General features: G+C 64.8%; 10 protein-coding genes. 3 read left to right on the top strand and 7 right to left on the bottom strand.

Annotation, left to right across the window (positions count from 1 at the left end; translation table 11 throughout):
• Window positions 1-250 precede the first annotated feature (250 nt).
• Together J2R76_RS29790 and J2R76_RS29785 are read left to right on the top strand one after the other, a co-directional pair.
• The gene (locus J2R76_RS29790) at window positions 251-2,986 is read left to right on the top strand and encodes a type I secretion system permease/ATPase (protein ID WP_076834820.1); all 2,736 of its coding nucleotides are present in this window, start codon (window positions 251-253) and stop codon (window positions 2,984-2,986) included.
• Window positions 2,973-4,400 (top strand): HlyD family type I secretion periplasmic adaptor subunit, encoded by a 1,428-nt coding sequence (locus J2R76_RS29785; protein ID WP_076834818.1) that lies wholly within the window; start codon window positions 2,973-2,975, stop codon window positions 4,398-4,400. The genes J2R76_RS29790 and J2R76_RS29785 overlap by 14 nt, the downstream gene beginning before the upstream one ends.
• Before the next feature lie 124 nt (window positions 4,401-4,524).
• Here J2R76_RS29785 and J2R76_RS29780 read toward each other — a convergent pair whose 3' ends face one another.
• The 7 genes from J2R76_RS29780 to J2R76_RS29750 form a co-directional block, all read right to left on the bottom strand.
• The gene (locus J2R76_RS29780) at window positions 4,525-7,386 is read right to left on the bottom strand and encodes a hypothetical protein (RefSeq protein WP_141341226.1); all 2,862 of its coding nucleotides are present in this window, start codon (window positions 7,384-7,386) and stop codon (window positions 4,525-4,527) included.
• Window positions 7,387-7,509: 123 nt separating this feature from the next.
• On the bottom strand, window positions 7,510-8,124 hold the full coding sequence (locus J2R76_RS29775) for a DsrE family protein (protein WP_057021157.1): 615 nt from the start codon (window positions 8,122-8,124) through the stop codon (window positions 7,510-7,512).
• Between the two features lie 35 nt (window positions 8,125-8,159).
• A complete protein-coding gene (locus J2R76_RS29770) occupies window positions 8,160-8,753 on the bottom strand; it encodes a hypothetical protein (protein ID WP_225643109.1) in 594 nt (197 codons plus the stop codon).
• A gap of 32 nt (window positions 8,754-8,785) precedes the next feature.
• Window positions 8,786-9,790, bottom strand: coding sequence for a TAXI family TRAP transporter solute-binding subunit (locus tag J2R76_RS29765; protein ID WP_057021156.1), 1,005 nt, complete (start codon window positions 9,788-9,790; stop codon window positions 8,786-8,788).
• Window positions 9,791-10,005: 215 nt separating this feature from the next.
• Complete coding sequence (locus J2R76_RS29760; protein WP_076834812.1) at window positions 10,006-11,397, bottom strand: sensor histidine kinase; 1,392 nt, start codon at window positions 11,395-11,397, stop codon at window positions 10,006-10,008.
• A complete protein-coding gene (locus J2R76_RS29755; protein WP_076834811.1) occupies window positions 11,394-12,059 on the bottom strand; it encodes a response regulator transcription factor in 666 nt (221 codons plus the stop codon). Before J2R76_RS29755 ends, J2R76_RS29760 begins: the two co-directional genes overlap by 4 nt.
• Window positions 12,060-12,164: 105 nt before the next feature.
• Window positions 12,165-12,623, bottom strand: a complete 459-nt coding sequence (locus J2R76_RS29750) for a hypothetical protein (protein WP_158074248.1) — start codon at window positions 12,621-12,623, stop codon at window positions 12,165-12,167.
• A 185-nt stretch (window positions 12,624-12,808) separates the two neighbouring features.
• On the opposite strand from J2R76_RS29750, the gene J2R76_RS29745 reads away from it, so the two are divergent.
• A complete protein-coding gene (locus J2R76_RS29745; protein WP_076834806.1) occupies window positions 12,809-13,258 on the top strand; it encodes a hypothetical protein in 450 nt (149 codons plus the stop codon).
• Window positions 13,259-13,319: the final 61 nt, after the last annotated feature.

Raw genomic sequence — 13,319 nt, 5'->3', positions numbered from 1 at the left:
ACTTTTTTCGCCATTTTTGCGCATTAACGAACCGGTTCAGCAGTCGGGGGGGCAGGTCTAAAATCCCACTGCTTTGAAATCCCCTCGCGGTTCGAGGCCCTAGTGCTTTGATGTTGCTTGCACCTTTTTGGCTGCGAGCAAGCGGTATGTCGCATGCTCTGTCGATGCGCGGCATTGGAATTCCCAGTCTTTGGAAATGCATGAGAAGGAACACTAACGCGGCCGGGTAGCCGCGAAGGGTTGAGTAAGAATGGCGATCCAGAACGGAAATGCCCCCGCCGCAGATCTAGGGCTTCGCGCGCTAGCTCTGTTCCTGCGCCTCCATGGCGTGAATACTGTGCCGGACCAGCTCCGCGATCGTTGCGGGAGCGACGAGATCGGCGTCCGCGCGATGCTTCGCTGCGCGCGCGAATTCGGAGTCAAGGTCCGCTCGCGGACAATGGATTGGACCCGCCTTGCGGGTATCCAGCTGCCCGGAATCGCCTCGCTGCGTGACGGTGGATTTCTGCTGCTGGGCAAGATCGACGACCAGGTGGCGCTTGTGCTGCACCCGACCTCGCCGCATCCGAGCCGGATGACGCGCGCGGAATTCGAAGCGATCTGGGATGGCGGTTTGATCTGTGCTGGATCACAGAGCCTCGCGCAGCGCGCACGTCATGCATTTGCCGGCATCCGCACGCGCTCGTTTGACCTGGGCGCCGGCCTGATGCACCGCGCCGGCGAGGGCCTGATGCGGGCTCGTGACGGTCTCACGAAGAGCTTCTTGGCGATGAGACCTGGCATCCTGATGCGCGGGCCTCGCGACGAGGCCGCAATCCATCCGGCGAACACAAACACCGAATCCCCGGCCGCCGGCGTCGAATCCGAACATGACGATGAATCCGGGCTCATTGCGCTGGCGATCTTGCTGCGTTGCCATGGCATCGCTGCCGACCCCGGCCAAATTCGTCACCGGATCGGCGCGGCGCGCCTCGGCGTTACTGAAATCCTGCGCTGCGCCAAGGATTTCGGACTCAAGGCAAAGGTGCAGAGGACGAGCTGGAACAGGCTTGCCGTCACCCCGCTGCCGGGAATTGCGGTGCTGCGCGACGGCAGCTTCCTGATCCTCGGCAAGGTTATCGACGACAAGCTTCTCGTTCAGCGCCCGCTGTCTCCGCGGCCCGAAGCAATCACCCAGGCCCAACTCGAGGCGATCTGGGACGGCGGCATCATCCTGATGGCCCGGCGCGCCAGCCTGACCGACCTCGCGCGGCGCTTCGATATCTCCTGGTTCGTCGGCGCCATGCAAAAGTATCGTCGCCTGCTCGGCGAGGTGCTGGCGGCGTCGTTCTTCCTTCAGATCTTCGCCGTTGTCTCACCGCTGTTCTTCCAGGTGGTGATCGACAAGGTGCTCGTGCATCGAAGCATGAGCACGCTCGACGTGCTGGTCGTCGGGCTTGTCGTACTGACCGTGTTCGAGGCCGTTCTCGAGACGCTGCGCGTCTATCAGTTCGCGCATACGACAAACCGTATCGACGTCGAGCTCGGCGCCAGGCTGTTCCGTCACCTGCTGGCGCTGCCGATCGCCTATTTCCAGACCCGCCGCGTCGGCGATTCGGTGGCGCGCGTCCGCGAGCTCGAGAACATCCGCCAGTTCCTGACCAGCTCGGCGCTCACGCTGGTGATCGATCTGCTGTTCACCGTCGTCTTCCTTGCAGTGATGTTCTATTACTCGACGACGTTGACGTGGATCGTGCTGGCGTCCTTCCCGCTCTACATCGGCATCTCCGCGGGAGCCGCGCCGCTGTTCCGTCGGCGCCTCGACGAGAAATTCAATCGCGGCTCCGAGAACCAGGCCTTCCTGGTCGAGAGCGTCACCGGTATCGAGACGCTGAAGGCCATGGCGGTCGAGCCGCAGATGCAGCGCCGCTGGGAGGAGCAGCTCGCCGGCTATGTGTCCGCAAGCTTCCGCGTGCTCAGCCTGAACAACACGGCGAGCCAGGCGGTCCAGATGATCAACAAGCTGGTCATCGCCGCGACCCTTTACTTCGGCGCCCGCCTGGTGGTCAGCGGGGACCTGACTGTCGGTGAGCTCGTCGCGTTCAACATGCTGGCCGCGCGTGTCAGCGCGCCGGTTCTGCGACTCGCGCAGATCTGGCAGGACTTCCATCAGGCCCGCCTGTCGATCGATCGTCTCGGCGACATCCTCAACACCATTCCCGAGCCGAGCTTCACGCCGGCCCGCGCGGCGCTGCCACCGATCCGCGGTCAGGTCACATTCGAGCACGCGACTTTCCGCTACCGCATCGACGGCCCCGAGGTGCTGCACGACGTGTCCTTCAGCGTCGAGCCAGGCCAGGTCATCGGCATCGTGGGTTCGTCGGGCTCGGGCAAGAGCACCATCACCAAGCTGATCCAGCGTCTCTATGTCCCGGAAAGCGGGCGCGTGCTCGTCGACGGCGTCGACCTCGCGATGGTCGATCTGAGCTGGCTGCGGCGCCAGATCGGCGTCGTGTTGCAGGAGAACGTACTGTTCAACTGCACGGTTCGCGACAACATCGCGCTGGCCGATCCGGCGATGCCGATGGAGCGCGTCATCGAAGCGGCGGAGCTAGCCGGCGCCCACGACTTCATCCTCGAACTGCCGGAGGGTTACGACACCGTCGTGGGTGAGCGCGGCAGCAGCCTGTCCGGCGGGCAGCGCCAGCGAATCGCAATCGCGCGTGCACTCATCACCGATCCACGCATCCTGATCCTGGACGAGGCGACCAGCGCGCTGGACTACGAAAGCGAGCGCGCGATCCAGCAGAACATGAGGCGGATTTCCGCCGGCCGGACCGTGTTCGTCATCGCCCACCGGCTGTCGACGGTGCGCAATGCAAGCCGGATCATCACCCTCGAGCATGGCCGCATCGTCGAGGACGGCAGCCATGACGAGCTGATCCGCACCAACGGCCGTTACGCCAACCTCCATTATCTGCAGGCCGGTATCCATGACGTCCGCTAGCCGCAATGTCGTCGCGTTCCCGAGACGCGAACCTCGCCGCCGCGAGCACGAAATCGCCTTTCTGCCGGCGGCGCTCGAGATCGCCGAATCGCCGCCGTCGCCGATCGGGCGCGCGATCGGGGCCTGCATCATCGCCGCGTTCTGCATCGCGCTGTTGTGGGCGACGCTCGGCAGCGTCGATATCGTCGCCAGCGCGACCGGCAAGATCGTGCCGGGCGGGCGCACCAAGCTGATCCAGCCGTTCGAGACCGGTGTGGTCCGCGCCATCCGCGTCCGCGACGGCCAGAGCGTCAAGGCCGGCGACGTCCTGATCGAGCTGGATCCGACAATGACGGAAGCCGACCAGGAACGCCAGAAGAGCGATCTGCTTGCAGCCGAGCTGGACGTCGCGCGGCTGCGCGCCGCGCTGGCCGCAGACCCGCTCGCGGCCTTCCGGCCGCCGCAAAACGCAAGTGCGGCCGAAATCGAGATGCATCGCCAGTTCCTGATCAGCCAGCGCGCCGAACAGAGCGCAAAGCTTTCTGAAATCGAGCGTCAGCAGGGGCAGAAGGAGGCGGAACGGGCGACCACATCGGCGAGCGTCGACAAGCTGGAGGCGACGATTCCGGTACTGAAGGAGCGCGTCGATATCCGCAAGGGTCTCGTCGAGAAGGCATTGGCGTCGAAGGTCGTCTATCTCTCCGAATATCAGGAACTGGTCGCCATGCAGCAGGACCTCGTCCTGCAGCAGAGCCGGCTGCGCGAAGCCGATGCGGCGATCGCGCTGCTGAAGGAGACCAAGGACAAGACTGCCGCGGAGTATCGCCGCGCGACCTATGATGCTCTTGCGAAGGCCGAGCAGAAAGCTGCGAGCGCCGCGCAGGAGGTGGTCAAGGCGGAGCGGCGAACGAAACTGCAGAGCCTGACCGCACCGGTCGACGGCGTCGTGCAGCAGCTTGCCGTTCATACGGTGGGCGGCGTGGTGACGCCCGCTCAGGCGCTGGCCGTCGTGGTCCCGAGCGAGAGCCAGCTCGAGATCGAGGCCATGCTGTCGAACCGCGACATCGGCTTCGTGCATCCCGGCCAGAAGGCGGAGATCAAGGTCGATACGTTCAACTTCACCCGGTACGGGCTGCTTCATGGCGATGTGCTCAGCGTGTCGACGGATGCCATCACGCGCGAAAAGCAACAGGGCAACCCCAATGACCGGACATTGGGCGCGGCGCAGAGCAGCAGCGAGCCTAAAGGTCAGGAGCTGGAATACGCCGCGCGCGTTTCGCTCGACCGGACGCACATGCAAATCGAGGACAAGCTCGTCAAGCTCGGGCCGGGCATGGCGGTGACGGTCGAAATCAAGACCGGCACGCGCAGGATCATCAGCTACCTGCTGTCGCCGCTGGCACGCTACCGGCAGGAAGCCCTGCGCGAACGCTAAAGCGAAGCCCGTCGCCGGACGTTGCGGCCGGGCGGGGCGCCACGCGCGTGAGAGCGAAGCTCGTCGCGGTGGCGCCCGTCGTTAGGACGATTGCGGTGAAATTGCCGGTGGATTGGCACATGCGCTATCGGCGCAGCGCTTCCAGACGCGATTTCGCCTCATGAACTCCCGCGGCGTTGGCCTTGGCGTAGAGGTCTTGCGCCCTGCGCTCGTCGCCGCGCGTGCCGTAAGTCCCCCACTTCGCAAGAATCAGGGGATCGTAGGTTTCTGCCAGCGCGAAGCTCGCCTGGGCGCTGCCCATTTCCACGGCGCGCTCGAGTACAAGCCGCGCCGCGCCTATGTCGCCCTGACGCAACAAGGAGCTCGCCCGCGCAACCAACCCTCCGGCTTCCGCAGCCTGCTCGGGAGCAGGCTGGGCAACCGCGCGAGCAGGCGCCGCTCGCGTCTGTTCGGCGGTTGGATTGGTGGCCACTTCGATGGACTTGTCCCGCGCGGTCGCACCGGTCGTCAACGCCGCGCCGTGCGCCTTGCGATCCTCGGCCTCATACGCATGGATTGCGCTCCGCGACAAAGGGAGGTGCTGGGGCTGCACGTCGATCCTGGCGCGCAATTGTCTCAATTCGGCAGCGCTGGCTTCCGCCGCCTGCTTCTGCAGCAAGATTTCCTCGCCTGCCTTTGCCGCCCGCGCCGTCTGGGTCTCGCTGTCGCGATGCGCTGCCGCCAGATCTTGCTCCAGCCGCGCGGACCGCTCACGCTCCTTTTGCAGGTCCGCCGCAGCGCTCTTTCCCACAGCTTGCAGCCGGGACGTTTCCTTGCCCGCTTCGGTCACCAGCACGGCCTTGCTCTCGACGTCACGTCGCGCCGCCGCGAGATCCTGCTCCAGCCGGGCGGACCGCTCACGCTCCTTTTGCAGCTCGGCCGCACCGCTCTTCTCCACCGCCTTCAGCCGGGACGTTTCCTTGCCCGCCTCGGTCACCAGCACGGCCTTGCTCTCGATATCACGGCGCGCCGCCGCAAGATCCTGCTCCAGCCGGGCGGACCGCTCATGCTCCTTTTGCAGCTCGGCAGCACCGCTCTTCTCCACCGCCTTCAGCCGGGACGTTTCCTCGTCTGCTTTCGTCGCCAGCGCCGTCTTGGTCGCGACATCGCGCCGCGCTGCCGCGAGATCCTGCTCCAGCCGGTCGGCCCGCGCCGCTTGCAGTGAGTTCTGCAACTCCGCCGCACCGCTTTCCCTTTCCCGCTTCAGTCGGGCGGTTTCCTCGCCTGCTTTCGTCGCCAGCGCGGTTTGCGTCTCGACATCGCGGCGCGCAGCCGCAAGATCCTGCTCCAGCCGCACCAGTCGCTCACGTTCGTCCGGTGTGGATTTGTGAACCGAAGCCGCGCCGCTCTCGGCCGCCTGCCTGAGCTCCGCTGCTTCTTCACCGGCTTTGCGGGCCTGCGCCTCGAAGGCGTAGATCGTGCTTCGCGTCTGGGAAAGCTCCTGTGTCAGCGCGTCGGCCTTGGCACGCGAGTCCCGCAGCTCGGCGGCCCCGGCCTCCACCGTCCGCTTCTGCCGCAGGGCTTCATCGGCCGCCTTTGCCGCCAGCGCGGTCTGGGTCTCGGCATCACGCCGCGCGACCGCAAGATCCTGCTCCAGCCTTTCGGACCGCTCTCGCTCCTTTTGCAGGGAGCCCTGCGACTCGGCCGCTCCGCTTTCGCTTTGCTGTTTCAGTCGGGAAACCTCCTCGCCGGCTTTGGTCGCCAGCGCGGCCTGGGTCTCGACGTTGCTGCGGGCAGCCGCAAGGTCCCGCTCCAGCCGTGCGAACCGCTCACCTTCGTCGGGTGTGAATTTGCTGACCGAAGCCGTGCAGCTTGCAACCGCCTGCCTGAGCTCCGTCGCTTCGTCTCCGGATTTGCGGACTTGGGCTTCGTATGCGTAGATCGAGCTCCGCGACAGCGAGAGGTCTTGTGCCAGCGCCTCGGCTCGTTCGCGCAATTGCCTGAGCTCGGCAGCTCCGACGTCCGCTGCCTGCTTCTGCCGCAGGGCTTCTTCCTTTGTCGTTGTCGCCAACGCCATCTGGGTCTCGACATCGCGCCGCGCTGCCGCCAGATCCTGCTCCAGCTGCGCGCTCCGCTCGTGCTCCCTTTGCAGGGCCGACTGCAGCTCCGTAGCGCCGCTTTCACGCATCCCCTTCAGCTGGGAAACCTCCTCGCCTGCCTTTGCCGCCAGCGCCGTCTGAGTCTCGACGTTGCGGCGCAATGCCTCGAGATCCTGCTCGAGCCGCGCGGACCGCTCGCGCTCCCGCTGCAGATCCGCCGCGCCACCTTCCGCCGCTGCTTTCAGCCGAGACGCTTCCTCACCCGTTTTTGTCGCCAGCACGGTCTGGGTTTCGACATCACGCCGCGCTGCCGCCAGATCCCGCTCCAGGCGCTCCGCCCGCTCACGCGTCTCTTGCAGGGAGTTCAGCAACTCCGCGCCGCCCTGCGCGGCCTGCTTCTCATCGGCCGCCTTGTCCGTCAACGCGGCCTGGGCCTCGATATCGCGGCGCGCCGCCGCGAGACTCTGCTCCATCGACTCGGCCCGATAGCGCTCTTGCTCGAGACGTTGCAGCAACTCGATGTCACGTCTTGCATTCGTCAGTTCGCAGGAGAGCGACTCCGCCCAGTTGTATTCCCGTTTCGAGGCCTGCCCCGTGTCGCCGACGCTCGCTTGGGCGACCTGCACCGGTCTGTCATTGCCGCCTCGACCCGGCGGCAAGGCTTCGGGAGCGCCGTTCCTTGCCGCTTCGATGAAAGCGGGACTACCGGCAGCCGCCGAATGCTGCGGTTGCGTCGAAGGGCGCGCCGGATCTGGGGAAGCCCGTGTTTCCGGCGCGCACATCATTGCGAGCATGGCAGCAGTCGTCCACGACAGCGCGGACCGTCCCGCCTTGGGCAGCAGGCGGCGCGACGAATCTGCGATGTCGCAGCCGGCAACTGCCTTGTCCTTGAGGATCACCGGGCCCATCCGCAATCACCTGTCGCGTGGCGACACGATCTGTTGAGGTACGGCATTATGCGCCGTACCGCAGCGCGAAGCCTACAGCCCGCATGGAGGACCCCACCCACCCCTTTCGGGTTAGGCCACAGGTCACGGCTTCACATAGGACCAGCCCTTCTCCTGCAGTTCCATCACGCGCACGACGCCTGACTTCACCACCTCCGCCTGGCGAACAATCGGGATATCCTTGTTCTCGGCCTTGTGCATTTTTTCCTGGGTATTGCCACAGGCCTTGAACGAGACCTCCGGCGTGCTCAGCGCCATTTCCTCGAGACGGGCTTTCACCGGCGAGGTGTCGTCGCGCAGCATGTGCAGGCCGGGTCCGAAGGTGACCACCTCGATTTTCACCTTCTCGCCGAGATCCTTGTAGTATTGCGCAACGTTGACTGCGTTGTTGAGCGCGAGATTCATGGCTGCGGGATCGTTCGTGTTCACCTGCAGGATCAGGTTGTGCGACTTGGCGTTGGATGGAAGCCGGGCGTTGGCGTCGAGAGGAGATCGTTCCCTCTTGTGGGTGGTCGCCTTGCGCGAGATATGAACCCTTTGGACCTTTTCTGAAACGTGCTGATAGTCCGCAGTGCGGTTCGTTGTTGTCGGTGTCCAGTACCGTCCGCCGCCTTGCTCCGCCGCAGCGTATGAAGCGGCCAGGAGCGCCGTTGCGGCTCCGATGATGGTTACCTTCGCAATATGCTGAAACACGCGCATGGATACCTCCTGTTAAAGACACGTTATTGAAATCCCTAGCCGTTGGGTTTTGCGGTCGGTTGTGGCCACCTGCAGGCAGCGGTGATCTTCGCGCGCACCACATCCATCCCGCCCAACGGAAACACCGCATCCAGCGCCGGTCCGGTACGGGGTGCGAGGTGAATATTGAGACCTCCGCCGTCCGGAAGGGACTGCAGCAAGCGAACCACGTCACCGCCGAACGCAACGCCGGTCCCGGACGCAGGCACAGCTGCCGCTACTTGCTGCGGCGGACCGTCGTTGATGCGGTAGGAAATCGCATATCCATCGCCGCGACCGGACACGCGGGAGCCCGCGACGATCAGTTCGCTCCGCCCGCCATGGCAGCGAATCGAAAGCGTCATTGCGCTTTCGCCAGCACCGTCGCGCGATGACGTCGTGGCGGTGGCGACCGGTGAATAGTCGAGCGGTGAAGTCGTCAGGCTGACGACCCAGCTGTTACCCAGGTTCGCCTGGGGCAGCGCCGACGCCCGCGGTGTCTTCTCGGAGCACTCCGGCCGTTCGGAGCGTTCCTTGGCGGAGCAATCGCGGAGCTGAGCGATCTGGCGATATCCTGCCGCCTGCGCCGAAGCAATGCCGCTTGCGAGCAAGACTCCAGCCACCGCGCAGGTCGCCGCGCGTCTCATTGCGATGTATTTGCGGCGGCGCGCGGCTCGCGATCGAGCCACGCCTGCGCTGCGGGGAAGCGCGTCAGGCCGGGAACGGTCGCGGCGAGATTGATCGTCTTCCACTTTTGGTCGAAGCCCGGCTGCTGCAGCTTGTCGATCCGCGAGAACAGATACTCCACGAAGCGCGCAAGGCGCTCATAGCGGTTCGATTTGGCCGGAAAGTTGAAAGCCACCAGGGCGGTCGGCACGGCGATTGTCGTGACGCGCTCGCCCTGCTTGATGAGATTGGGATACTCCGTGGCCTCGAGCGAGGCGGGAAGATAAAAGTCTTCGAACCTCCTGTCATAGGGAACAGGCAGGAACTTGAACCCCGGGTCCCAGCGGCCGCGCACGAAGGCATCCACCGGCTTCGAGGTGATGAAGACGACCGCGGCCATCTCGCCCTTGCGCATCTGCTCGAGCGCGACCTGATGGGGAATGAACGTTTTTTCCACATCGAGGCCAAGGCGGCTGAAGATCAGCGGCCCCGAATAGGCCGCCGCGGTACCCAGATTATTGAAGTTCACCTTCTTGCCGGCGAGATCGCTCAGGCTTTGGATCTCGGGACGAACGAAGATATGCAGTTCGGACGGAAACAGGTTCAGCACGAAAGCCAGCCGTTGCTGGATATCCGGCACCTGGCTCCTGTATTCCTCGAGCACGTCGGAATTGATGATGGCGGCATCGATGCCGCGCAAATACAGCAGCGAGTTCACATTCTCCGTCGGCCCGCGCGTCACGACCGGCAACACATGCAGCTTGTCGCCATCGTCTACCACGCGGGCGATTTCGGCCGCGAGACGAATGGGCGCGCCCTCGAGCAGGCCCCCGGCGAGGCCGATCGTCCAGGCATTCATCGTCACCTGCGGCTTTTGCGGCGGCGGCTCACGGCGCAATTGACGCGGTGCAGCAGGTTGCGCCTGTGCATCCACGTTTGACAGCGGAACGGTCGTGAGCAGCGGAATCAGCAGCGCCAGCATGCGCAACGGGTGCAATTCCCTTTTTGCGGTCTGTCCCATGGGATCTCCGCCCTCGCCGATCGGTGATTTTGTCGTAGTTTCATGCAGTTCATCGGCGCGCGCTATTTCTCCCCATGGGGGAGCCCACTACTCCTTCCGGATTATCCATTGTGCGTGTCCCCCCACGCCGCGGCAGCGAGGGACCGGTCACCGGCACCAAACATCCGGGATTTCCCTCACTCCAGCCCCGCGGACGGCAGACGTATCGCCACTCGAAGTCCCCCGAGTGGAGACCGGTCCAGGCTAAGGGATCCGGCGTAAAGCTCGGTGAGTTCCCGCGTGATCGACAGCCCGAAGCCGAATCCTGGAGAGCTTTCGTCGAGCCGTTGGCCGGCCTGCACCGCCTGCGACATCTGCTCCGGCGAAAGCCCCGGTCCATCGTCCTCGACGACGAGGACGACACTTCGCGTCTCCTCGCGAGATTCGACGACAACCTTGCTGCCGCACCAGGAGAAGGCGTTCTCCAGCACGTTTCCCAGCATCTCGTCGACGTCCTGCTGTTCGCAGGCTACCGCCAGGCCGGCTGGTATATGATTGACGAAATCGATCGTCTTGTCGGCGTTCACTTTGCCGAGGACGAGACCGAGATCCGCGACGCGTGGCGCGATTACTGTTCTTGTCCGAACCGGACCGCCAAGTGCGGCCGATCGGGCGCGGCCCAGATGATGCCGGATGCGCCGGTCCATTAGGACGACGAGACCGTGAAGATCCTCTGAGCCTGACGATTGCTTCTGCAGCGCGACCGCCAGCGTCGCAAGCGGCGTCTTCAGTCCGTGCGCCAGATTCGAGACGTGTTTGCGCGCCCGCTGCAGGTTGGTGGCGTTCTGAACCAGCAGCGCATTCAGTTCGGTGGCCAATGGCTGCACCTCGCCCGGCTGCGCGTCGGGCACGTTGTCGCGAAGTCCAGCTCTTACATCGGCGACCGCCTGACGAAGTCGTTCGAGGGGACGCAACCCCAGACGAACCTGGATCAGCATCGCTAAGATCAATGCGATGCCGAGCACCGCGAGCGACAAGGCCAACGTGCGCATTGCTTCCCACAACGGCCCGCGCACCGCGTCTCTCGGCGCGGAGGCCACGATCGTGACAGGAGTGCCGGACACCGCGACGTTCAAAATGCGAAAGTGGAGTACGTTGTCGTATGGACCCTTGCCGTCGGCAGGCAGCGGGCGTTCTCGCGGAGGCGGATCTTCGCCGATCGGGGGAGGCGGCGGCGGGGGCGGCAGGGGTCTGTTGCTGATATCGGGAGGAGCCAGATCCGCTCCGTCGAGCGACCGCGACCGCAAGGCGTTCTTTGGCCCCAAAATCTGCCAGTACCAGCCGCGTCGGCGTCGATCGAATGGCGGCCCGTCGGCGGATCCCGCCAGACGAATGTTGCCGGCGCCGTCGGCTTCAAGCATGGACGCGAGGAAGAGGATCTGCGCGTCGAGCCTCTGATCGATCTGCCCCTGCACGAATCGATGCAGCACGAACGATATCAGGATCGCGGCGACGATCAGGGCTGCGGTGATGAACACGCCGGCTCCGATCATGAGGCGCCGGCCGAGCGATGCATTCCGGCTCATCATGGGGATCCCGAGTTGAGCTTGTAGCCGCGGCCCCTTTCGGTCTCGATCAGCGCCTTGCCGACCTTGCGCCGGAGCCGCGCGACGATCACTTCGATGGAATTCGAATCCGTCCCGACGTCGCCCTCATAGACCTTTTCCGACAGCAGGCCTCGCTCGACCACGGTGTCCTTGCGCAGGATCAGGCATTCGAGAACACGCCACTCCAACCCGGTCAGCTTCAACGGCAATCCATCGAGCTCGAACACGCCGGTCTGCGTTTCGAAGCTCAGGGGTCCGCAGGAAATTCGCGGCACAGCATGCCCCGAGGCGCGACGGACCAGCGCGCGAAGGCGCATGACCAGTTCCTCGATCCGGAATGGCTTGGTGAGATAGTCATCGGCCCCGGCCTTGAAGCCTTCCACCTTGTCGGTCCAGCCGTCGCGCGCAGTCAGGATCAGCACCGGCAGGTGCCGGCCCTGCTTCCGCCAACCGCGCAGCACCTCGACGCCGGGCACTTTGGGCAGCCCGAGATCGAGCACTGCGGCATCGTAGGATTCGGTTTCGCCGAGGTGCTGTCCGTCCTCGCCGTTGGCGGCGATGTCGACCGCGAAATTCTCCTCACGCAGGGCTCGGGCGATCTCTTGCGCGAGCAGGCGATCGTCTTCGACCAGAAGGATTTTCATTCGGCTCACACCTCGGACCGGAACTAGGCGCCCAAGCTTAACTCAAGCTGAACGGAACGGTTCAGGCTGGATTGGGGACAGTGTCCTAGGCTTCAGGCATCGCAATCATGAAAGGAGCGTCCAATGACCGAAAGCGATGCACAGAGGGATACGAGCCCGTCGCTGCCTGGGCGCCGGCAGGTCCGGCATCGTGGCCTGTTGGCAGGGGCCGCGCTTGCCGTGCTTGTCGCCGGCGCAGCGGCCGGTGCCGGTGGCGTTCGCGTCGCCCAGAATTGGCCGCCGCGCAGCGTCATGCTGCTGCAGCCGACCGCGATCGACAGGCTGCAACCCGGCGGTCCGTCCGCCGTGCGCGGCAACGTCGCTGAGATCTTCGGCCACATGTTCTTGATGGAGGACGGCGGCGGCCGCGCCCTGATCGATCTCGGACCGCGTGGGGATAATGCCGATGCCGTCACCAGGGGAGAGATCGTGACGGTCCAGGGAATGTTCGATCAGGGGATCTTCCGCGCTCAAATCGTCTCGCATGCCGACGGCCGAACCGAAGCCTTCGGTCCTCCGCCGCATCCGCCTCGCGGCGCGCCACCGCCGCCTCCGCGGGCCGACGGGCCGCCTCCGCCGCCGCCCCCAGGGACACCACCCCCACCACCGCGGGCTGACGCCCCGCCACCACCGCCCGGAGCACCGCCACCGCCCCCTGGGCCCAAAGCGCTTTGAGCAAATCACGAACAGTAGAAAATCAGGAGATCAGGATGTCGGAAGACCAGATCAAATTGTCCGGCAGGATCGTGCACGTTTTTGCGCACCGCTTTGTGGTTCAGACCCCGAAAGGCATGGTGCTTGCCGATCTCACGCCGCATGGAGCAGACCTCGTCAAGCTCCGGATCGGAGCCGATGTCGAACTAGAAGGCGAGCAGAAGCCTTCTGAGCTCAAGGTGACGCATTTCGCGTGCGATGGCGCGGGCGTGACGATCCAGCACAAGAAGAAGCCCGAGCACGCCCACCACGAACCCGTAGACCCCGCCGCAGCGATCGAGGCCGCTCGCTCGGCCGGGTTCGAACCGATGGGTACGCCCCGTCGCAAGCCCAAGCATTTCGAAATAGACGGCCGGCGCAACGGCGAGACCTACGAACTGCACGTCGAATTGGGCGGACGAATCCGGAAAGCCAAGCTCGTCGGCAACGGACACGAAGCTGCTTGACGCTTAGGGGACGACTGACGCCGCTCTGAGCAGCCGTAACAGGAAACCGGACCCGAACCGG

The sequence above is a fragment of the Bradyrhizobium sp. USDA 4532 genome (assembly GCF_024171315.1).
Classification (GTDB): Bacteria; Pseudomonadota; Alphaproteobacteria; order Rhizobiales; family Xanthobacteraceae; genus Bradyrhizobium; species Bradyrhizobium australafricanum.
The sequence above is the reverse complement of the archived record's forward strand: the minus strand, read 5'-3'. Positions and strand labels throughout refer to the sequence as shown.